This is a genomic window from Phenylobacterium sp., assembly GCF_004297125.1.
Classification (GTDB): Bacteria; Pseudomonadota; Alphaproteobacteria; order Caulobacterales; family Caulobacteraceae; genus Phenylobacterium.
Genome location: NZ_SCVD01000009.1, coordinates 21,931 through 42,511, shown reverse-complemented (window position 1 = coordinate 42,511; position 20,581 = coordinate 21,931). Strand labels below are relative to the sequence as shown.

Below are 20,581 nucleotides of genomic sequence, written 5' to 3'. Positions count from 1 at the left end.
CACCGGCACCAAGATGATCCACCTGGGCGCCAACACCCGCTCGCGGATCATTTCCAAGGGCATCAGCGCCGGCAAGTCGTCCAACACCTACCGCGGCCTGGTCTCGGCCCACCCGAAGGCCAAGGGCGCGCGGAACTTCACCCAGTGCGACAGCCTGCTGATCGGCAAGCACTGCGCCGCCCACACCGTGCCCTACATCGAAGCCCGCAACGGACAGTCCAAGTTCGAGCACGAGGCCACGACGACCCGATTGTCCGAGGATCAACTTTTCTACGCTATGCAACGCGGTCTCAGTCAGGAGGAAGCCGTCCAGCTTCTGGTCAACGGCTTCGTCAAGGACGTCTTGCAGGAACTGCCCATGGAATTCGCCGTCGAGGCTCAGAAGCTGGTCGCCATCTCGCTCGAAGGGAGCGTCGGATGAGCCCCAGGCCAACCCACGACGGCGAGGTCACGGCGATCGACGCCGACGGCAATGTGTTGCGCGAATGGGACGGCGTCGTCCTGGTGCGGGCGCTGAACGTGACCGCCGCGGGCAATTGCGACCCGGCGCCGAGCGAGATCCCGGCCGGGACGCGGGCGACCGCCATCACCCTGCTGGACCCGGACGCCGGGCTGTTCGACCTCGAATGCTACCTCGACGAGGCCGGAGAGGCCTATGCATTCGCCCACGGGGTGGGCGGCGACGTCCGCGTCGTCGAGCGGATCGAGGACAAGAAGGCCGTGGAGCTGTGAGCACCCGGACGCGCAAGCCCAAGGTCCTGACGCTGAAGGAGGCGTTCGAGACTGAGTTCGCGCGTCGCGAGATGGAGCGTCGCGCCCGCGAGGAGGCCGTGCGCAAGCAGCAGGAAGATGACCTCGCCGGGGCCCAGGCGCTGCACGCGGCGATCGCCGGCGACGGCGACTTCCTGGCCGGCCAAGGCCTGACCGCCGACGTGCGCCGCTACACGGTGTCGCTCGACCACAGGAACTTCCGCATCGCCGCCTATTTCGAGGGCGGCAAGGCCAGCGTCACGCTGTCCGACAAGCGCGGGGCGACGCCGGGATCGGCCGCGCCACGCAAGCAAGAGATCGTCGAGGGCGTCCCGGACGCGCTCAAGGTCATGGCCCAATTCCTCGCCGATGAGACCCACTGAATGCTGTCCGTTTCCAACCTCCACGCCACCGTCGACGACAAGGAGATCCTGAAGGGTCTCAGCCTCGACGTGCCCGCCGGCGAGGTGCACGCGATCATGGGGCCGAACGGCGCCGGCAAGTCGACCCTCAGCTACGTGCTGACCGGCCGCCAGGGCTATGAGGTCACCGCCGGCGGCGCGACGCTGGACGGTGAGGACCTGCTGGCGCTGGAGCCCAACGAGCGGGCGGCCAAGGGCGTCTTCCTGTCGTTCCAGTACCCGCTGGAGATCCCCGGCGTCCCGGCGCTCACCTTCATCCGCACGGCCCTGAACGCCCAGAGGAAGGCGCGTGGCGAGCCCGAGGTCACGGCGCCCGAGTTCCTGAAGCTGGCCCGCGCCAAGGCCGCCGAGTTGAAGATCGACTTCGACATGCTGAAGCGGGCGCTGAACGTCGGCTTCTCGGGCGGCGAGAAGAAGCGGATGGAGATCTTCCAGATGGCGATGCTGTCGCCCCGCTTCCTCATCCTGGACGAGACGGATTCGGGGCTCGACATCGACGCCCTGCGCATCGTGGCGGACGGCGTGAACGCGCTGCGTTCGCCCGATCGCGCCATGCTGGTCATCACCCACTACCAGCGCCTGCTGGACTACATCAAACCCGACCGCGTCCACGTGCTGGCCGGCGGCCGGATCGTGGCCTCCGGCGGCCCCGACCTGGCTCACGAACTGGAGCGCGAAGGCTACGACAAGTACGCGAGGGCCGCTTGAGCGTCCTGTCCGCCATACGCACCCGCGACGCCGCCGAGCTTCCCGGCAAGCGCGACGAGGCCTGGCGCTGGACCGACCTGCGCGGCCTGATCCGTCAGGTCCCGGAAGCGTCGGCGGCGTTCGATCCGTCCTCGCTTCGGGCGGGACCGTTCGACGCCCTGGCCGACGAGGTCATCGTGGTGGCGAACGGCCAGGGTGCGGCCCACATCGGCGTCGAGCCTGGCGAGACCAAGGTCGTGGCCCTGCGCATCGTCTCGCGCGGCGACGGCGCCCATGCGGCCCGCATCTCGGTGGACGTGGAGGTCTCCGGCCGCCTGACGATCCTGGAAAGCTACGAGGGCGAGGGCGCCTATCTCGGCCAGACGGGCCTGGCGATCAGCCTGGCCAAGGACGCCGCGGTCGAACGGATCGTGCTCGCCGCCGATGACGCCGACGGCGTGACGGTGAGCCAGGCCGAGGTCGATCTGGCGCCCGGCTCGTCCTTCGCCCAGACCGCGCTGACCTCCGGCGCACGTCGCCAGCGGATCGAGACCGTGGTGCGTCACCCGGGCGGCCACGCCGACCTGCGCCTCGACGGGGTCTATCTCCTGGCCGACAGGCGCCACGCCGACCTGACCACCATCGTCACCCACTCGGCCGTCGACGGCGTGACCCAGCAACTCACCAAGGGCGTGGTCCGCGACCAGGCCCGCGCGGTCTTCCAGGGCAAGATCATCGTGGCCGAGGGCGCCGACCGCACCGACGCGCGCATGGGCCACCACGCCCTGATCCTCTCGGACCGCGCCGAGGTCGACGCCAAGCCCGAGCTTGAGATCTATGCCGACGACGTCGCCTGCGCCCACGGCAACACGGTGGGCGCGCTGGACGAGGACGCCCTGTTCTACGCCCGCCAGCGCGGCATTCCCGAACCGGAAGCCCGGGCGTTGCTGACCGAGGCCTTTATCGGCGAGGTCGTCGACCGCATCCTCCACGGGGGCGCGCGGGATATCGTCCGCGCCTGGTCGGCGGAAAGGCTGAGGGCCTGAGCATGGCCTTCGACGCCGAAGCGATCCGCAGGGACTTCCCGATCCTCAGCCGCCAGGTGCACGGCAAGCCGCTGATCTACCTGGACAGCGCCGCCTCGGCCCAGAAGCCGCGGGCGGTGATCGACGCCATGACGCACGCGATGGAGTACTCCTACGCCAACGTCCACCGCGGCCTGCACACCCTCGCCAACGAGACCACCGACGCCTACGAGGCGGCCCGCAGGAAGGCCGCGGCCTTCATCGGCGCCGACGAGAACGAGATCGTCTTCACCAAGGGCGGCACCGAGGCGGTCAACCTGGTCGCCAGCGGGATCGGGGCCTCGCTGCATCCCGGCGACGAGATCGTGCTCTCCGAGATGGAGCACCACGCCAACATCGTGCCCTGGCACTTCCTGCGCGAGCGCAAGGGCGTGGTCCTGAAGTGGGTCCCGGTGACCGACGACGGCCAGCTCGACCTCGAGGCCTACCAGAACCTGCTGGGCCCGAAGACCAGGGTGGTGGCGCTCAGCCACATGTCGAACGTGCTGGGCACCATCAACGACGCCAAGTCGCTGGCCCGCATGGCGCACGACGTGGGCGCCCTGGTGCTGTTCGACGGCTGCCAGGCCATCGTCCACAAGCCGGTGGACGTGAAGGACATCGACGCCGACTTCTACGTCTTCTCCGGCCACAAGCTGTACGGCCCCACCGGCATCGGCATCCTCTACGGCAAGGCCGAGAAGCTGGCCGCGCTGCCGCCGTACCAGGGCGGGGGCGAGATGATCGGGGCCGTTTCGATGGACGAGATCACCTACGCCGACCCGCCGCATCGCTTCGAGGCGGGCACGCCGCCGATCCTGGAGGCGATCGGCCTGGGCGCCGCCATCGACTGGCTGGCCGGCCAGGACCGCCTGGCCATCGCCCAGCACGAGCACGGCCTTTACGCCCATGTCCGCGAGCGCCTGGCGGGGTTCAACTGGCTTCGGGTGATCGGCGAAGCGCCGGGGAAGGGGGCCATCCTGTCCTTCACCGTCGACGGCGCCCACGCCCACGACGTGGCCCAGATCCTCGACCGCTACGGGGTGGCCGTCCGGGCCGGGACCCATTGCGCCGAGCCGCTGATGCGGCGTTTCGGCGTCACGTCGAGCGCCAGGGCCTCCTTCGCCCTATATAACACCGTGGAAGAGGCGGACGCCTTCGTGGACGCCTTGACCAAGACTCAGGCCTTCTTCGCGTAACATGAGCATCATGGACGACGCCGCACCCATCGAAACCCAGTCGCCGCCGCTGAGCCAGGCGGAGCTCGACGTGATGACCGACAAGCTCATCGAGAAGCTGAAGACGGTGTTCGATCCCGAGATCCCGGTCGACATCTACGAGCTGGGCCTGATCTACAAGGTGGACGTGTCCGACGACAAGGACGTGGCCATCGACATGACCCTGACCGCGCCGGGCTGCCCGGTGGCCGGCGAGATGCCGGGCTGGGTCGAGGACGCGGTGAAGGAAATCCCCGAGGTCCGCTCGGTGAAGGTCGATCTGGTGTTCGACCCGCCATGGGACCCCTCGCGCATGAGCGACGAGGCCAAGCTAGCGTTGAACATGTTCTGATGACCCATCTCGATATCACCCCCACCCCACGTCCCCGGCGTCCCCGCCCCAAGGTGGTCACGCTGTCCGAGGCCGCCGCCCAGCGCGTCCGCGAGATCATGGGCAAGGCAGCCAAGCCCTATGCCGGCCTGCGCGTCGGCGTGAAGAACGGCGGCTGCGCCGGGCAGGAATATGTCCTGGAATACGCCGACAAGGCCGGCCCGCTGGACGAGGTGGTCGAGGACAAGGGCGTCACCATCCTGGTCGAGCCCAAGGCCGTGCTGTTCCTGATCGGCACGGAGATCGACTACGAGGTCACCAAGCTCGCGGCCAAGTTCGTGTTCCGCAACCCGAACGAGACCGACGCCTGCGGCTGCGGCGAGAGCGTGACCATTACGCCAGCGAAACTCGACTGAAGCGACGGACGCGGTATCCTGTGCTCAGAAACTCGGGGACAGACATGAGCGACGACGTCGAACTGCGCCGCCTGGCCATCCGCCGCGCCGACATGAAGCTGGCGTTCCGCAGCCACCTGATGGCGTACGTCGTCGTGAACGCCGGCCTGACCGCGATCTATCTCATGACCTCGTTCGGCGACTACTTCTGGCCGATCTGGCCCATGCTGGGCTGGGGCGTCGGCCTCGGCGCCCATGCCGCCTCGGTCTACATGAACGGCGAAGGCATGCGTGATCGGCTGATCGAGGAAGAGCTCGAGAAGCTGCGCAGGACCCGCGGCTAGTCGCCGTCGCCGGCGTAGGCGTAGGGCCCGCCGCGTTCCAGCGCCCGCCGATAGGCCGGGCGGTTGTGGATCCTCTTCAGGAACGCCGCGAGCTTTGGGCGGCCGACCCGCGCCGCGGCGCGATCGGCGGCGGCTTCCAGCGGGAAGCTCATCATGATGTCCGCGGCGCTGAACTCCGGCCCGGCGAACCAGTCCGCCTTGCTCAGCTCGTCCTCCCAGTAGTTGAGATGCGCGACGATCTGCGGGTCGATGAAACTGTCCTGGGCCCGCCTGGCGATGCTCTTGACGATGGGACGCAAAAGGGCGGGCGCACCGGCCGGCAGGCGGCCGAACACCAGCTTCATCAGCAGCGGCGGCATGGCCGAGCCTTCCGCATAGTGTAGCCAATAAGTCAGCCGCCGCCGCTCCGGCGTGCCCGGCGGGGGCGCGAGCCGGCCATGGCCGTAGCGCTCGAGGATGTATTCGACGATGGCGCCGGTCTCGGCCACCGTTTCGCCGTCGGCGGTGATCACCGGCGACTTGCCCAGCGGGTGGATCGCCTTCAGTTCGGGCGGCGCGAGCATGGTCTTGGCGTCGCGTTCGTAGCGGATGATCTCGTAGGGCGCTTTCAGCTCCTCCAGCAGCCACAGGACCCGCTGCGAACGGGAATTGTTGAGGTGGTGGACGGTGAGCACGAAAGGACCCTCGCAAGCGGCGAACCTGCGAGGGTCCTTACAGCGTAAGCCTTGGGGGCGGCTAGCGGCCGGTGAACTTCGCCGGGCGCTTTTCCACGAACGCCATGACGCCTTCGCGGGCGTCCGCCGTGCGTTGTGCGGCGCCTTGGGCGTAAGCCTCGGCCTCGAGTTGTTCGTGCCAGGCCGAATCCAGCGCATCCCAGACCAGATTGCGCGTCAGGCCCAGCGAGGCCGGGCCGTCGGCCAGGGCATGGGCGTACTGCAGGGCCGCGGCCATGAGCTCGGCGTCCGGCACGCACTTGTTGATCAGGCCCCATTCGGCCGCCGTCTTGGCCGGAAGCTTCTCGCCCAGCAACATCAGCTCCATGGCGCGGGCCTTGCCGACCAGGCGGGGCAGCATCCAGGTCGCGCCGCCATCGGGCACCAGGCCGATGCGACGGAAGGCCAGCAGGAAGTAGGCGCTTTCGGCGGCCACCGAGAGGTCGGCGGCCAGGGCCAGGGAGACGCCGACGCCGGCGGCCACGCCGTTCACGGCCGACACCAGCGGCTTGGGCGACTTGCGCACGGCTGAGACGAAGGGATTGAAGGTGTTGAGCAGCGCCTGGTTGGGCGCATTGCCCGTCTGCGGCCGGGCCGCACCGCCGCCGCCCGACAGATTGGCGCCCGAGCAGAAGCCGCGGCCTTCGCCGGTGATCACGATGGCCCGGGCCTTGTCGCCATAGGCGAAGTCTTCGAACGCGGCCGTGAGCTCGGCCATCAGGTCCAGGCCCGCGGCGTTCAGCGTGCCCGGATCGGACAGGGTGATGATCCCGACGCCGGCGTCGATGGATGTCTTGACCTTGGGCGTGGCTTGCGCGCCGTCCATGGCGTCCTCCTTGGGTGAACTCTTTGGGTTCAACTCAAGGCAAGATACCCCGGCGTCAGCCAAGGGAAAGCTTCCGGCCTCAGGCGGCGCGGGTGGTTTCCGAACCCATGTCGGCCAGCGAGGTGCGGTTGCGGCCGGAGCGTTTGGAAGCGTAGAGCGCCCCGTCGGCGCGTTCCAGCAGGGCGGCGGGCGTGTCGCCGGGCTTGTATTCCGCAATTCCGGTCGAGATCGTGATCGCGCCAAGGTCCTCGTTGGTCGAGCGCCGCTTCAGGATCCGTGACGAGATCTCTTCGCGCGCCCTTTCCAGCGCCGCGAGCGCGACCGAGGTCTTCTCGCCAGGGAAGATCACCGCGAACTCCTCGCCGCCGTAGCGGGCGGCGAAGCGGGCGCCCTCGGCCACCCGGCCGATGACGCTGGCGACGTAGCGGATCACCTGGTCGCCGGTCTGGTGGCCCCAGGTGTCGTTGAACACCTTGAAGTGATCGATATCGACGACCGCCAGCACCGCGGGCTCGCCGCGCGCCTCGGCCTGGGCGCAGGTGCGGTCCAGGGTCTCGTCGAATGCCTTGCGGTTGGACAGGTTGGTCAGGGCGTCGGTCATGGCGTCGCGGCGCACCTGTTCCAGGTGCTCGCGCAGGCGGCCCAGTTCGTCGGTGGTGTCGGCGAGCTGGCTCTCCAGGGCCTGGTTCTCCTCCCGCACCTTGCGGGTGGCGACGCTCAGGTTCTCGACCATCGCGCGGACAGCGTCGGAGTCCTGTTCTTCGAACGATTGGCTGGCGGTGGCCAGCTGCTGGCCGTAGGCCTCGCTGGTTTCCCGGGCGGATTCGATGGCGCGGTGGACGCTGTCCAACTCCTCGGACAGGCTCTTGCCGGCGTCGAGGATCTCGCCCGACAGCTTGGCGGCCGGAAGATGCTGGGCCGCGATCTGCTCGCCGACCTGGTCGGTGAACGGCGCGCCGGACTGCAGCACGGTGTTGATCTGCGCCGCCACCTCGCTGTCCTTGGCCGCAACATAGTGCAGCCACAGCTCAAAGTTGAGCGCGGTCGGCCAGACCCTATGGGCCTCCATGGCCTCGATCGCCTTATGGGCCCAGAGATAGGCCTTGGGGCTGCGGAGTATTGAATCGATGTCCGACGACATGGGTCCATAAAGTAAGGGCGGACCCCAAACGACGCGTTAAAGGCGAGAACTATTCTTCGTCGGATCGCGGCGGCGGCGCGGCGCGCATCAGGAACGCGGGCGTGTCGGAGCCGAAGCCCACGACCCGGTCGCGGTCATCGTCGTCGCGGTCGCGCCGCCGTTCGGGACGCTCCGAACGGTCGGGACGGCGATCGGAACGCTCTGCGCCGCGGGCGGGTGGCGGGGCGCTGCGTTCCGGGCGTCCGCTCCGCTCGGCACGCTCGGTCCCGGCGCTGCGCTCCGGGCGAGGGGCGCGTTCGGGACGCTCGGCCGGCTCCGCGGCTTCGGCCGGCACGCCCTCGACGCGTTCCGGACGCGCCTCGCGCGGGGCCCGGCCGCGATCGCGGCGGGCGCGGGGCGCACGCGCTTCCTCGGTTCGTTCCGAGGAGGCCGCGGGCGCGGGCGGCGCTTCGGCCTGGATGCTTTCGACGCGTTCGGGACGCTCCTCGCGGGGCGCACGGTCGCGGCCGCCACGTTCGCGGCCTCGGCCCGGGCCGCCGCGGTCGCGGTCACGACCGCCGCTGCGGCCGGCGCGGGGCTCGTCCTTGATGCTGCCCCAGTCGATGCCCTCGATGACGATCTCTTCGGGCACCTTGCCGATCAGCTTCAGCACCTTGTCCAGGTTGCGGCTGTCGGCGGGCGTCACGATCATGAACGCCTGTCCGCTCTTGCCGGCGCGGCCGGTGCGGCCGATCCGATGGACGTAATCGTCGGCATGGTGCGGCACGTCGTAGTTGAAGACGTGGCTGACGTCGGGGATGTCGAGGCCGCGGGCGGCGACGTCGGAGGCGCACAGCAGACGGAGTGAACCGTTGCGGAAGCTCTCCAGGGTCTTCATCCGGGTCTGCTGGTCGAGGTCGCCGTGGATCGGCGCGGCGTCCAGGCCGTGCTTCTTCAGCGACTTGGCGACGACGTCCACTTCCGCCTTGCGGTTGCAGAAGACGATGCCGTTCTTCACGTCGGCCCGGGCGATCAGCTCGCGCAGCGCCGTGCGCTTGGCCTTGGGGTCCGAGGTCGGGATGCGCACCAGGTTCTGGGTGATGGTGTCGGCCGTGGTCGCCGGGCGCGAGGCCTCGATCCGCACCGGGTCGCGCAGGAACTGCTTGGTGAGCCGGGTGATCTCCGGCGGCATGGTCGCCGAGAAGAACAGCGTCTGCTTTTTCGCCGGCGTCAGCTTGAAGATGCGCTCAAGGTCCGGGATGAAGCCCATGTCCAGCATCCGGTCGGCTTCGTCGACCACCATGATCTGCACGCCGGTCATCAAGAGCTTGCCGCGCTCGAAGTGGTCCAGCAGGCGGCCGGGCGTGGCGATCAGCACGTCGACGCCGCGGTCCAGCTTCATCTCCTGGTCCTTGAAGGACACGCCGCCGATCAGCAGCGCCCAGGAGAGCTTCTGGCCCTTGCCGTACTTCTCGAAGGACATCGAGACCTGGTCGGCCAGTTCTCGGGTCGGTGCGATCACCAGGGCGCGCGGCATGCGCGCCTTCGACCGGCCTGCGGCCAGGCGGTCGATCATCGGCAGGGTGAAGGCCGCGGTCTTGCCGGTGCCCGTCTGGGCGATGCCCAGGACGTCGAGGCCCTGCAAGGCCACTGGAATGGCCTCGGCCTGGATCGGCGTTGCGGTGGTGTAGCCCGTCTCGGCGACGGCCTTGAGGGTCGCGGGCGAGAGGCCCAGGTCGGAAAATTCGGTCATTCGCTAACGATGGTGCGGGGCGCTCCCGCAAAACGGGTACGGCGCGACGCGGTGGCGTGGACGGAGATCGGCACGCGCGCGGAACATACGGCGGACGGCTCGACTGTCAACGCACGGCGCGACACTAAGGTTCAGTCCCGGCCCGACTGCTCAGATATCGAGGTCCGCCGCGGCGAACTCGGCATTCTCCTGGATGAACTGGAAGCGGGCCTCGGGTTTGCGGCCCATCAGGCGCTCCACCAGGTCCTCCACCACCTCCTCAGCCCGGGGCAGGGTGACCCGCGCGAGGGTGCGGGTCGCGGGGTCCATGGTGGTTTCCTTGAGCTGGGCCGGCATCATCTCGCCCAGGCCCTTGAACCGGCTGATCTCGGGCTTCTTGCCCTTGAACTCGGTGGCCAGCAGCTCGTCGCGGTGTTCGTTGTCGCGGGCGTAGACCGCCTTGCCGCCATGGCTGAGGCGGTAGAGCGGGGGCAGGGCGAGGTAGAGCCGCCCGCCGCGGATCAGGTCGGGCATGGTCCGGTAGAAGAAGGTGATCAGCAGGCTCGCGATGTGGGCGCCGTCGACGTCGGCGTCGGTCATGATCACGATGCGGTCGTAGCGCAGGTCCTCGTCCTTGAACTTCGACCCCGTCTGCGCGCCCAGCGCCAGCAGCAGGTCGCTGAGCTCCTTGTTGCCGCCGAACTTGTCGATCGAGGCCGAGGCGACGTTCAGGATCTTGCCGCGCAGGGGCAGGATCGCCTGGGTCTTGCGGTTGCGGGCCTGCTTGGCCGAGCCGCCGGCCGAGTCCCCCTCGACCAGGAACAGCTCGGTGCCGTCGGTGGCCGACCCCGAGCAATCCGCCAGCTTGCCGGGCAGGCGCAGCTTCCGCGTGGCCGAGGCCCGGGCGACTTCCTTGTCCTTGCGGCGCTTCAAGCGCTCCTCGGCCCGCTCCACCACGAACTGCAGCAGGGCGCTGGCCGACTTGGGCTGGGCGGTCAGCCAGTGGTCGAACGGGTCGGCCAGGGCCTTCTCCACCAGGCGCTGGGCCTCGGTGGACGACAGCTTCTCCTTGGTCTGGCCCTGGAACTCCGGGTCGCGGATGAAGACGCTGACCAGGGCGCCAGCCTGGGAGATCACGTCGTCGGCGGTGATCAGCCCGCCGCGCTTCTCGCCGGTCAGCTCGGCATACTGCTTCAGGCCCTTGGTCAGCACGGCGCGCAGTCCGGCCTCGTGCGTGCCGCCTTCCGGCGTGGGCACGGTGTTGCAGTACGACTGCATGAAGCTGTCAGCCTCGCCGAACCCGGCGGGGGTCCAGGCGATGGCCCACTCCACCTTTCCGGTCTCGCCCGGACGCGCGAAGCGGCCGGCGAAGGGCTCCGGGGTCACCGTTTCCAGACCCTTGATCCGCTCGGCCAGGAAGTCGGCCAAGCCGTTGGGGAAGCGGAACACCGCCTCGGCCGGGGTCTGGTCGTGGATGCGGCTGGGATCGCATTGCCAGCGGATCTCGACGCCGCCGAACAGATAGGCCTTGGACCGCGCCATCCGGTAGAGACGCGCCGGCTTGAACGCCACGCCCTCGCCGAAGATCACCGGGTCCGGCGAGAAGCTGATCCGGGTGCCCTTCTTCCGAGTCGGGCCCAGCTTCTCGATCGAACCGACTGCCTTGCCGCGCGTGAAGGCCTGACGCCATTCGAAGCCGTCCTTCCAGGCGGTGACCTCGACGCGCTCGCTCAGCGCATTCACGACCGAGACGCCGACCCCGTGCAGGCCGCCCGAGGTCTCGTAGGCCTTGCCCGAGAATTTCCCGCCCGAGTGCAGGACGGTCATGATCACTTCCAGGGCCGACTTGCCCGGGTACTTGGGGTGCGGGTCGACGGGGATGCCGCGGCCGTCGTCGGTGACGCTCAGCGAGCCGTCGGCCTCCAGCGCGACCGTGATCAGCTTGGCGTGGCCGGCGACGGCCTCGTCCATCGCGTTGTCGAGGACTTCGGCGAACAGGTGGTGCAGCGCCCGCTCGTCGGTGCCGCCGATGTACATGCCCGGCCGCTTGCGCACCGGTTCAAGCCCTTCGAGGACCTCGATGTCGGCGGCCGAGTATCCGGAGCCCTTGGCGGGCGTCGGCGCATCGGCGCGCGGCTCATGGCTCTCGGCCAACGGCGCGGCCGGCGCGGGGTTGAGCGCGTCGTCGAAGAGACCGGGGAGGGAGCTGGCGGAGGACTTGGACATGAGCGCTGAAGGGTGGTGCGATTCTGGGGGGCTCGGTATGAACAGACGGGGCTCTCAAGGCAATGCGGCGAGTTGCGAAGGGGCGGACGACGTGACCAGCTGGAAGGATCCGGAGATCGCGGGCGTGCGCGCCCTGCTGGCGGCGAGGCAGCCGGAACCGAGCGCGCCGCCTCCGACGCTCGCCGAGCGCCGCGCCGCCATGGACGCGTTCGGCGAGATGGGCGCGCTGCCCGTCGGCTGCTTCCACGAACCCGCGACTATCGGCGGCGTGCGGTGCGAACGCGTGGTTCCGCAAGGCGCCGTCGCGGGCCGGATGCTGCTCTACCTGCATGGCGGCGCCTACACGGCGGGCAGTCCGCGCAGCCACCGGCCGCTGGTGGCGCGCCTGGCGGACGCCGCCCGGTCGGTCGCCGTCGCCGCCGACTATCGCCTGGGGCCGGAGCACCGCTTTCCGACGGCGGTGGAGGACGCCACGGCCGTCTACCGCGCCCTGCTGGAGGGCGCGACGGAGCCTGGCGGGCTTCTGGTGGCCGGCGATTCGGCCGGCGGCGGCCTGGCCCTGGCCCTGGTGCTCGCGCTCAAGGCCGCGGGCCTGCCCCAGCCCGCCGGGGTCTTCGTCATCAGCCCCTGGGCCGACCTGACCCAGTCCGGCGCCAGCTACCGCACCAAGGCCGACAGCGACCCGATGATCACCAAGGCCGGCCTCGACAAGAACGCGCTCGATTATCTGGGCGGCCTCGATCCCCGCGACCCCCTGGCCTCGCCGGTGTTCGGGGATTTCGCGGGCGTGGCGCCCGTCCTGATCCAGACCGGCTCGGAGGAAGCGCTGCTCAGCGACAGCCTGACCATGGCCGACGTCCTGGCCCACGCCCGGGTGGCGGTGCGCCTGGAGGTCTGGCCGGAGATGATCCACGTCTTCCACGCCTGGAGCGGCGGCCTCCAGGCCGCGCGCCGCGCCATCAAGCTGGCGGCCGCGTGGATGGAGGAGCGGTACGGCGCGTGAGGTGGCTGGCTGGGCTGGCCCTTGCGCTCTCGGCCCAGGCGGCCGGGGCGCAGCCGCTGGTGCTGTGGGCGTGGGAGCGGCCCGAGGACCTGCGCTTCGCCGGCCGCGAGGTCGAGATCGCCGCGCAGACCGGATTCATCGAGCTGTCGGGCGACCGGCTCATCGTCCGCGGCCGCCGTCATCCGCTGCAGGCGGGGTCTGGCCAGGTCACCACAGCCGTGGTTCACCTCCAGATAGATCCGCGCCGTCGGCTGGTCTGGACGCCCGAGCGGCAGGCCCAGGTCGCTCAGGCCGTGCTGCGCCTCGCCCGTCGGCCGGGCGTGCGCCGCCTGCAGCTGGATTTCGAGGTCCGGGCGTCCGAGAGGCCGATCCTGCTGGCCGTGCTGCGCGGCGTCCGCGCCGGATTGCCGGAGGGGATCGAACTTTCCATGACCGCGCTCGCCTCGTGGTGCGACACCGAGACGTGGCTGGACCAGGCGCCGGTGGACGAGATCGTGCCGATGCTCTTCAGAATGGGGCCCGGCGGCGAACGGCTGAAGGCCAGGCTCGCGGCCGGCGGCGACTTCGCCAATCCCAGGTGCCGCGGGGCGCTGGCGGTCTCGACCGACACGCCCCTGGCGCGCGCGCCCGCCGGCCGGCGGGTCTATCTGTTCAATCCCCGGAGCTGGACGGCCGCCAGCTTCGAACGCACGAGACGTGGGGTGGCGGCATGGCCGGTCGGCTGAAGGGCGTTGGGGCGGCAGTGGCCGTGCTGGCCCTGGCGGGGGCCTCCGCGGCGCACGCCTCGGGGCCGGGCTCGGAGTCGCCCTGGTACCTCGATCAGTTCGGCGGCGAGGCGGCCGACCTCAAGCGGCTCTACGATGGCCAGCTCGGCATCGTGATGGCCCGCTCTCCACGCCCGCAGCTCTACATCGCCTGGCGCCTGCTGCACGGCCAGAAGGTGGGGCAGGCGGCCGGTGACGCGCTCTCGACGCCCTGCTGCGACCCGCCCTGGCGCTGGCGGTACGACGCCCGTGAGAATGTCGGGACCGACGGCTGGCTCAAGGCCCGAAAGGCCGTCCCCGGCGTGGCGGAGATCGGCTTCCTGTCCACCGACCGCGACGGCGCGAACTACACCAGCGTGGTCAACTGCTTCGACGAGGCGTTCGACACCGCCTCGGCCACGCTCAAGGATCGGGCGGCGAAGTACGGTGTGGGCTCTCCGGAGCTCCGCGCCTGGGTCGATGCGCAGGACGCAGTCTTCCAGGCCTGCCACGACCCCGAGGCCAAACTGCCGGCGCCGCTGGCCGGCGCGCCGGCCTGGCTGAAGGCCGACCGCGCCTACCAGGAGGCGGCGTTCGAGCTCTATCAGGGCCGCAACGGCGAGGCGGCGATCCGGTTCGCCGCGATCGGCAAGGACAAGGCCTCGCCCTGGCGGCCGCTGGCTCCCTACCTGCGGACCCGGGCGCTGGTGCGCTCTGCGCTGGCGGAGAAGACCGGCGACAGCTTCGCCGGTGCGCGGGCGGCCGTCGCCGACCTGGCCAAGGCGTCCCCCGGCACGTTCGGCCAGGGCGAGGCGCGCAAGATGCGCCACCTGCTCGATTTCCGGGACCGGCCCAGGCAACTGATGGCCCACCTGGACAAGGAGCTGGCGGCGAAGGAGGCCTTGCCGGACATCGCCGTCAGCTTCCGCGACTATTCCAGCCTCTACGACAAGGGCGTCGCCAGTCCCGAAGTCCTGGACTGGGTCGCCACCCTGCGGGCCCAGCCGGACAGCAAGGCGCGGGACGCCGCCGAGGGCGCCGGGGAGGTCGCGGCCCTGGAGCGGAAGACCCGCGCCGCCGCGCTCGCCCGTGCCCGCACCCGTTGGGCCGCCGGTCGAGACCCGGCCTGGCTGATCGCGGCCCTGGCCCTGACCGACCCGGGCGCGCCCGATGGGGCCGAGCTGGCGGCGGCGGCGGCGAAGGTCGCGCCCGACAGCCCGGCCTGGCTGTCCGCCCAGTACCATCTGACACGGCTCACCCTGACCCAGGCGGACCCCGCCGCGACGCGGGCCCGGCTGGACGCAATCCTCCGGCGGTCTGACCTCTCGGTCAGCGACCGCAACGTCTTCACCGCACAGCGGGCGCAGGTGGCGGCGGACGCTGCGGATTTCATCCGGCTGGCGCTGCGCAAGCGGCTTTGCGCCGACATGGACGAAAAGAGCGGCTGCGTCCGTGGCTACTGGCAGGCCGACGCGGTCCAGCCCTCAGGCGTCTACGACGGGCAGGGCTGGGAGGGGACGCAGGGCTTCGGCGAGGACGCCCGCGCGGTCATCGACCGCCTGCCGCTGAACGACCGGATCGCGCTTTCCCGCGACCCGCGCCTGCCGGAAGCGCTGCGGCTGGACGTGGCCCTGACCAGCTACGCTCGCGCGGTGGCCCTCGGCGATCACGCATCGGCCGATGGCCTGGCCGCCGACCTGGAGAAGCTGCTGCCGCAGCTCGCCGACGACTGGAAGCGGGTGCGGACGACGTCGGCAGGGTCCGACAAGCGGTTCTACGAGTTCTTCATCCTGGCGAAGGTCCCGGGCATCCGGATCGACCTGGTCGACTATACCCGCCCCGAGGGCAAGGTGGCGGAGTTCCAGCAGTACTGGACCGATTGGATCATCCTCGCGAAGGGCCGCCCGGCGGCCGCCGACCCGCCGGCGCTGGCGCTCTACCAGGACGGCGGCGTCATCGACGACGACGCGCCGGACGCCGCCACCGACCTGACCTGCCTGGGCGAGTGTGGCCTGGGCGCCTCGCCGCTGCGCCTGCCCGACTTCGCCCAGGCGCAGGCTGGGCAGGCCCAGGCCGAACGCGGCTACTTCGTGCGGATCAAGCCGACCTACGGCGACGAGCCGACGGCCTCGATGCCGGCGGGTGGCGTCGCGGCCTGGGACGAGATGCTGGCCTACGCCGCCGCCCATCCGAAGAACGCCCAGGTCCCCGAGGCCCTCTATTGGCTGGTGCGCGTCGGTCGGTACGGCGGCAGTCACAACCACTCGGGCAGGCGCGCCTTCCAGCTCCTGCACAAGGCCTATCCGACGAGCACCTGGGCCAAGCGGTCGCCCTACTATTACGATTGAGGGCGAGGATGGCCGTTTGGGCTTGCGAAACGCCGGTGCGGGAGCGAGGCTGGCGTCGGGTAGACCGCCGACAAGGCGGCGTTCGACGGGAGGAACAGATGCAGCAGGCCACCAAGGCGCGCACGGGCGTGCGCATACCGGCGGAAATCGCCAACATCGTCGGCACGTCGGCGGCCATCCTGGCTGTCGTGGCCACTGGCTCGGGCATCGCGGCGGCGTGGCCCGATCTCTCGGAATGGCAGTTCGCGGGGGCCTACCTCGCCCCCGCCGCGCTTGCGTTCGCCGTCTACTGGTGGGTCGCCCAGAAGCTTTGAACCGCTATTTCAGCGGGTCGTAGATCTTCGTCAGCAGGTCGGGCTTGCCCTCGATGCGCTCAAGGCGCGGATAGCGAAGGCCGCCGTTGTAGCTGATGGCCTGCACCTTGAAGTGGTCGCCGTCCTTGACGATCAGGGTGATCGGCTCCTTGCCGCCCTTCGCCGCGGTGATCACCTCCTTCAGGCGGTCGGTGTCGTAGGCGATGCCGTTCACGGCCAGGATCTTGTCGCCCATCGTCAGGCCCGCCTTGAACGCCGGCCCGTCCCAGAGCACGCCGGTGATCGTGGCCTCGCGGTTCAGCACCAGGCCCAGGGAGTAGGTGAGGTCGACGATCTTCCGGTTGGCCTCGTTGTCCTTCCAGTAGTCGGTCGGCTTGTCGGCGTAGACCAGCCGGTAGCCGCCGCGCGCCAGGCCATCGAGCGGGTAGGCGGGCGCCACGCGCCGGGCGCGGGTGTCGAGGAATGTGGCCCAGTCGTAGGGCAGCACCGTGTTCAGCGTCTTGACCACATCCTCGAAGGTGTAGGTCAGGGGCTGTTTCCAGTCGCCGTCGTTGACGCCGAAGAACGCGCGGCCGAAGTCGTCCAGCGACTTCTTCCCCCCGGTCTTCTCGCGGATCAGGGTGTCGGCATCCAGCCAGATGAGCTGGCCTTCCGAGTAATAGTCCTCGCTGCGCTGCCAGCTGGTCCAGGGGATCGGCCGGCGCCCGGCGATGATCGGGTCGTTGGTGGTGTCTTCGACCGAACGCCATTCGCGGCCCGGCCGGCCCTCGGTGTAGGTCGCCGCGGTCATGGCCAGCGCGTCCAGCGTCTGCTGCTTGCTCACCAGGCCCGAGCGGGCGCCCAGCACGAAGCCCCAGTACTGGTCCTGGCCCTCGTAGACCCACAGCAGGCTGTCGCGCATGGGAACGTTGTAGTTCGGCGTCCAGAGGTCGGCCGGGCGCCGGTACTTGCCGTCCCAGGAGTGGTTGTACTCGTGCGGCAGCAGGTTGCGGGACGGCGCGTTCTTGGCCCAGTCGATGAAATATTCCGGATCCGTACCGTTCTCGGACGAGCGGTGGTGCTCCAGGCCGATGCCGCCCATCCGGTCGGTGAGGGCCAGCAGGAAGTCGTAGTGGTTGAAGTGCCGCGCGCCGTACAGCCTGTCGGCCTGACGGACCAGTTCGCGGTGCTGCTCGATCTGTTCCGGCGTGGCGGCCAGCAGTTCGGGCCGGTCGGCCACGATGTTCAGGCGCACGGGCGACTTGCCGCTGGTGTCCAGATCGTAGCGCTTGAAGTAGCGGCCCGCGAACATCGGCGAGTCCATCAGGGTGTCGAAATCGACGGTCTTGAACCGCGTCCAGCCCTTGTCGACGCCCTCGGCTTCCAGCGCCGTGCCGTAGCCCCAGCCCTCGGGCAGCTTGATCGCCGCGTCGATCTGGATGCGGCGGGTGAAGTAGCCGGCCGGGTAGAACGCCAGGTTCAGCCACTGGGCGTTCAGCATCTCAGGCGTCATCACCACCCGGCCCTGGTCGCCCGCCGTGGGCGACAGGTACTGGAACTCGATCTCCAGCGACCTGGCGTCCTCGGGCGGGCTCAGGTGGAAGGCGAACACCTGCACGGGGTCTCGCATCCAGGGCACGACCTTGCCGTTCGCCTTCACCACCAGCCCGGCCATGTTGTGCAGGGCGTTGCGCGGCGAGTGGCCGCCCGGGACCCACTGCGGATAGAGCAGGGTGAGCGGTCCGCCGCCCACGATCGGGATGGTCTGCCGCACCCGGAAGATCCGCCGCTCGAGGTCGGTGGCGTCCACCTCCAGCTTCAGCGTCCCGGCCGGATAGGCCACGTCGCGCGGCGTGGCGATCGGCGCCGGCATCGGCAGTGGCTGCGGGCCTTCGGACGGCTGGGCGTGGAGAGGGGAGGCGACGGCGAGCGTCGCGACGGCGGCAAAGAACGCTGATTTCAAAGGGATGCCCCGACAGGAAACGACTGGGGCATTTCTAGAACCTGTCCGGGGCGGGGCTCAATGGCCGGGCGGCGGATCTTTGGGCTCGCCGCTCTCGTCGTCGTCGTTTTCCTGCCGTGCGGCCGCCTCCATCACGCGCTGCGGCGGCGGATCCATGACCTGTCCGAAGCCCAGCATGACGAAGGCGAGACCGGCCGCGCCCTTGACGCTGCGGCCATGCCTGCGGCCCAGCCATGCCCCCAGCGGCGCCAGCACGAGGAGCGCGCCCAGACCGATCAGATAGCCCAGCCAGCCGTCCATACGGTCAAGGTGGGCCCGCTCGGGCAAAAGAAAAGGGCCGCAGCTTGCGCCGCGGCCCCGATCTCAGGTCAACTTTCGCCGACTAGCACTTGTAGTACATGTCGAATTCGACCGGGTGCGGGTGAAGGGCGAGGCGCATGACCTCTTCCATCTTCAGCTCGATGTAGGCGTCGATGAAGTCATCGGTCATGACGCCGCCGGCCTTCAGGAAGGCGCGGTCCTTGTCGAGGTTTTCCAACGCTTCCTTCAGCGAGCCGCAGACCTCGGGGATCTTCTTCTGCTCGCGGGGCGGCAGGTCGTAGAGGTTCTTGTCGGCGGGCGCGCCCGGATCGATCTGGTTGATGATCCCGTCGATGCCGGCCATCAGCAGCGCCGTGAACGTCAGGTAGGGGTTGCCCATCGGGTCGGGGAAGCGGGCTTCCAGACGCTTGCCCTTGGGGCTGTCCACGTGCGGGATCCGGATCGAGGCCGAGCGGTTGCGGGCCGAATATGCCAGCTTCACCGGGGCTTCGTAGCCGGGCACCAGGCGCTTGTAGGAGTTGGTGGTCGAGTTCGAGAAGGCGTTGATCGCCTTGGCGTGCTTGATGATGCCGCCGATGTACCACAGGCACATCTGGCTGAGGCCCGCGTACTTGTCGCCGGCGAACAGCGGCTTGCCGTCGCCCCAGATCGACTGGTGGACGTGCATGCCCGATCCGTTGTCGCCGAACATCGGCTTGGCCATGAAGGTCGCGGTCTTGCCATAGGCGTGGGCGACGTTCTGGATCACGTACTTGTAGAGCTGCAGGCGGTCGGCCATGACGATCATGGTGTCGAACTTCAGGCCGAGCTCGTGCTGGGCCGGCGCCACTTCGTGGTGGTGCTTCTCGGGCTTCATGCCCAGTTCGCCCATCACGGCCAGCATCTCGCCGCGCAGGTCCTGGGCGCTGTCGACCGGATTGACCGGGAAGTAGCCGCCCTTCGGGCCCGGGCGGTGGCCCATGTTGCCCTCCTCATACGACTTCTTCGAGTTCACCGGCAGTTCGCTGGCGTCGTACGAGTAGCTGGTGTCGTGCGGGGCCGTGGACCACTTCACGTCGTCGAAGATGAAGAACTCGGCTTCCGGGCCGAAGAAGACGGTGTCGCCGATGCCCGACGACTTCACGAACGTCAGCGCCGCCTTGGCGATGGAGCGCGGGTCGCGGTCGTAGGGGGTGCCCGTGTCGGGGTTCACCACGTCGCAGAACAGCGCCAGCGTGGTCTGCTGGTAGAACGGGTCGATGATCGCCGAGTCCAGGTCCGGACGCAGCTTCATGTCGCTCTCGTTGATGGCCTTCCAGCCGGCGATCGAGGAGCCGTCGAACATGGTGCCGTCGGTCAGGAACTCGTCGTCGACCAGGTCGATGTCGAACGTGACGTGCTGCATCTTCCCGCGGATGTCGGTGAAGCGGACGTCGACGTATTTGACGTCCTTCTCCTTGATCATGTTCAGGATGTCTTTGGCGGAAGCCATGCTGGTAATCCCCTTCTTGAAGACGTTATTCGGTGGTCAGATTGCGACGGTCCCGGTTTCGCCGGTGCGGATGCGCACGACGTCCAGGATTTCCGAGATGAAGATCTTGCCGTCGCCGATGCGGCCGGTGCGGGCGGCCGTGGAGATCGCTTCCAGCGCACGGTCCAGCTGGTCGTCGGCGATCACGACCTCGATCTTGATCTTGGGCAGGAAGTCCACGACGTACTCCGCCCCGCGGTAGAGTTCCGTCTGGCCCTTCTGGCGGCCGTAGCCCTTGGCCTCGATGACGGTCATGCCCTGGACGCCCAGCTCCTGCAGGGCCTCCTTCACCTCGTCGAGCTTGAACGGCTTGATGATGGCTTCGATCTTTTTCATGCGCTCGACTTGGACAAACGACGTCAGACGCCGGGGCGGTCGCGGGCGAACCAGCACGCCGCGGCCCACGGCCACAAGCACGCTTCGGTTGCCTGCCGTTGGGGCCGGCTGGGAAACTAGGTCAGCGCTTAGAAAATGGGCGCCACAAGGTCAGAAAGTGATCACGCTGGAAATCGCCTTGTGGGGCGGGGTTCGGCGCCTACGATCGCTGCGAAACGTGTTTGGGAGGCGCTTGAA

At 69.2% G+C, this 20,581-nt stretch carries 22 protein-coding genes; 13 read left to right on the top strand and 9 right to left on the bottom strand.

All coding sequences use genetic code 11. The features are described from left to right. From EPO51_RS05070 to EPO51_RS05030, 9 genes are all read left to right on the top strand, one after another. On the top strand, positions 1-421 hold a 421-nt coding region (locus tag EPO51_RS05070; protein ID WP_293346762.1), incomplete at its 5' end, for a SufD family Fe-S cluster assembly protein. Beyond that, positions 418-732, top strand: a complete 315-nt coding sequence (locus tag EPO51_RS05065) for a hypothetical protein (protein ID WP_293346759.1) — start codon at positions 418-420, stop codon at positions 730-732. The genes EPO51_RS05070 and EPO51_RS05065, both read left to right, overlap by 4 nt. After that, the gene (locus EPO51_RS05060) at positions 729-1,133 is read left to right on the top strand and encodes a hypothetical protein (protein ID WP_293346756.1); all 405 of its coding nucleotides are present in this window, start codon (positions 729-731) and stop codon (positions 1,131-1,133) included. Before EPO51_RS05065 ends, EPO51_RS05060 begins: the two co-directional genes overlap by 4 nt. After that, positions 1,134-1,880: a Fe-S cluster assembly ATPase SufC gene (gene sufC, locus EPO51_RS05055; protein WP_293346753.1), complete on the top strand. Its 747-nt coding sequence runs from the start codon at positions 1,134-1,136 to the stop codon at positions 1,878-1,880. Then, positions 1,877-2,905, top strand: a complete 1,029-nt coding sequence (sufD, locus tag EPO51_RS05050; RefSeq protein WP_293346750.1) for a Fe-S cluster assembly protein SufD — start codon at positions 1,877-1,879, stop codon at positions 2,903-2,905. Before sufC ends, sufD begins: the two co-directional genes overlap by 4 nt. Before the next feature lie 2 nt (positions 2,906-2,907). Then, a complete protein-coding gene (locus tag EPO51_RS05045; RefSeq protein ID WP_293346747.1) occupies positions 2,908-4,122 on the top strand; it encodes an aminotransferase class V-fold PLP-dependent enzyme in 1,215 nt (404 codons plus the stop codon). 10 nt (positions 4,123-4,132) lie between these two features. Next, on the top strand, positions 4,133-4,492 hold the full coding sequence (locus EPO51_RS05040; protein ID WP_293346744.1) for an SUF system Fe-S cluster assembly protein: 360 nt from the start codon (positions 4,133-4,135) through the stop codon (positions 4,490-4,492). Beyond that, a complete protein-coding gene (locus EPO51_RS05035; protein WP_293346741.1) occupies positions 4,492-4,887 on the top strand; it encodes a HesB/IscA family protein in 396 nt (131 codons plus the stop codon). The genes EPO51_RS05040 and EPO51_RS05035 overlap by 1 nt, the downstream gene beginning before the upstream one ends. Before the next feature lie 44 nt (positions 4,888-4,931). Next, on the top strand, positions 4,932-5,210 hold the full coding sequence (locus tag EPO51_RS05030) for a 2TM domain-containing protein (protein ID WP_293346738.1): 279 nt from the start codon (positions 4,932-4,934) through the stop codon (positions 5,208-5,210). Here the strand turns inward: EPO51_RS05030 and EPO51_RS05025 are convergent. The 5 genes from EPO51_RS05025 to parE all read right to left on the bottom strand — a co-directional run bounded on the left by EPO51_RS05025 (position 5,207) and on the right by parE (position 11,827). After that, positions 5,207-5,884 (bottom strand): glutathione S-transferase family protein, encoded by a 678-nt coding sequence (locus tag EPO51_RS05025; RefSeq protein ID WP_293346735.1) that lies wholly within the window; start codon positions 5,882-5,884, stop codon positions 5,207-5,209. The genes EPO51_RS05030 and EPO51_RS05025 overlap by 4 nt on opposite strands. 61 nt (positions 5,885-5,945) lie before the next feature. After that, a complete protein-coding gene (locus tag EPO51_RS05020; protein WP_293346732.1) occupies positions 5,946-6,749 on the bottom strand; it encodes an enoyl-CoA hydratase/isomerase in 804 nt (267 codons plus the stop codon). 79 nt (positions 6,750-6,828) lie between these two features. After that, a complete protein-coding gene (locus EPO51_RS05015; RefSeq protein WP_293346729.1) occupies positions 6,829-7,890 on the bottom strand; it encodes a GGDEF domain-containing protein in 1,062 nt (353 codons plus the stop codon). Positions 7,891-7,939: 49 nt separating this feature from the next. Continuing rightward, on the bottom strand, positions 7,940-9,622 hold the full coding sequence (locus tag EPO51_RS05010) for a DEAD/DEAH box helicase (protein WP_293346726.1): 1,683 nt from the start codon (positions 9,620-9,622) through the stop codon (positions 7,940-7,942). Between the two features lie 150 nt (positions 9,623-9,772). Further along, positions 9,773-11,827, bottom strand: a complete 2,055-nt coding sequence (gene parE / locus EPO51_RS05005; RefSeq protein WP_293346723.1) for a DNA topoisomerase IV subunit B — start codon at positions 11,825-11,827, stop codon at positions 9,773-9,775. A gap of 91 nt (positions 11,828-11,918) precedes the next feature. Here parE and EPO51_RS05000 point away from each other — a divergent pair, with 91 nt between their 5' ends. The 4 genes from EPO51_RS05000 (at position 11,919) to EPO51_RS04985 (ending at position 16,235) form a co-directional block, all read left to right on the top strand. Beyond that, complete coding sequence (locus EPO51_RS05000; RefSeq protein ID WP_293346720.1) at positions 11,919-12,830, top strand: alpha/beta hydrolase; 912 nt, start codon at positions 11,919-11,921, stop codon at positions 12,828-12,830. Then, positions 12,827-13,555 (top strand): hypothetical protein, encoded by a 729-nt coding sequence (locus EPO51_RS04995; protein ID WP_293346717.1) that lies wholly within the window; start codon positions 12,827-12,829, stop codon positions 13,553-13,555. Before EPO51_RS05000 ends, EPO51_RS04995 begins: the two co-directional genes overlap by 4 nt. Then, the gene (locus tag EPO51_RS04990; protein WP_293346714.1) at positions 13,540-15,921 is read left to right on the top strand and encodes a hypothetical protein; all 2,382 of its coding nucleotides are present in this window, start codon (positions 13,540-13,542) and stop codon (positions 15,919-15,921) included. The genes EPO51_RS04995 and EPO51_RS04990 overlap by 16 nt, the downstream gene beginning before the upstream one ends. Before the next feature lie 98 nt (positions 15,922-16,019). Further along, entirely contained in the window at positions 16,020-16,235 is a 216-nt protein-coding gene (locus EPO51_RS04985; RefSeq protein ID WP_293346711.1) for a hypothetical protein, read from the top strand. Positions 16,236-16,239: 4 nt separating this feature from the next. Here the strand turns inward: EPO51_RS04985 and EPO51_RS04980 are convergent, their stop codons facing one another. From EPO51_RS04980 to EPO51_RS04965, 4 genes are all read right to left on the bottom strand, one after another. Next, positions 16,240-18,177: a M61 family metallopeptidase gene (locus EPO51_RS04980; RefSeq protein WP_293346708.1), complete on the bottom strand. Its 1,938-nt coding sequence runs from the start codon at positions 18,175-18,177 to the stop codon at positions 16,240-16,242. Between the two features lie 57 nt (positions 18,178-18,234). Next, positions 18,235-18,477: a hypothetical protein gene (locus EPO51_RS04975; protein WP_293346705.1), complete on the bottom strand. Its 243-nt coding sequence runs from the start codon at positions 18,475-18,477 to the stop codon at positions 18,235-18,237. 82 nt (positions 18,478-18,559) lie between these two features. Further along, entirely contained in the window at positions 18,560-19,969 is a 1,410-nt protein-coding gene (gene glnA / locus EPO51_RS04970; RefSeq protein WP_293346702.1) for a type I glutamate--ammonia ligase, read from the bottom strand. 36 nt (positions 19,970-20,005) lie between these two features. Further along, complete coding sequence (locus tag EPO51_RS04965; RefSeq protein WP_293346699.1) at positions 20,006-20,344, bottom strand: P-II family nitrogen regulator; 339 nt, start codon at positions 20,342-20,344, stop codon at positions 20,006-20,008. Positions 20,345-20,581: the final 237 nt, after the last annotated feature.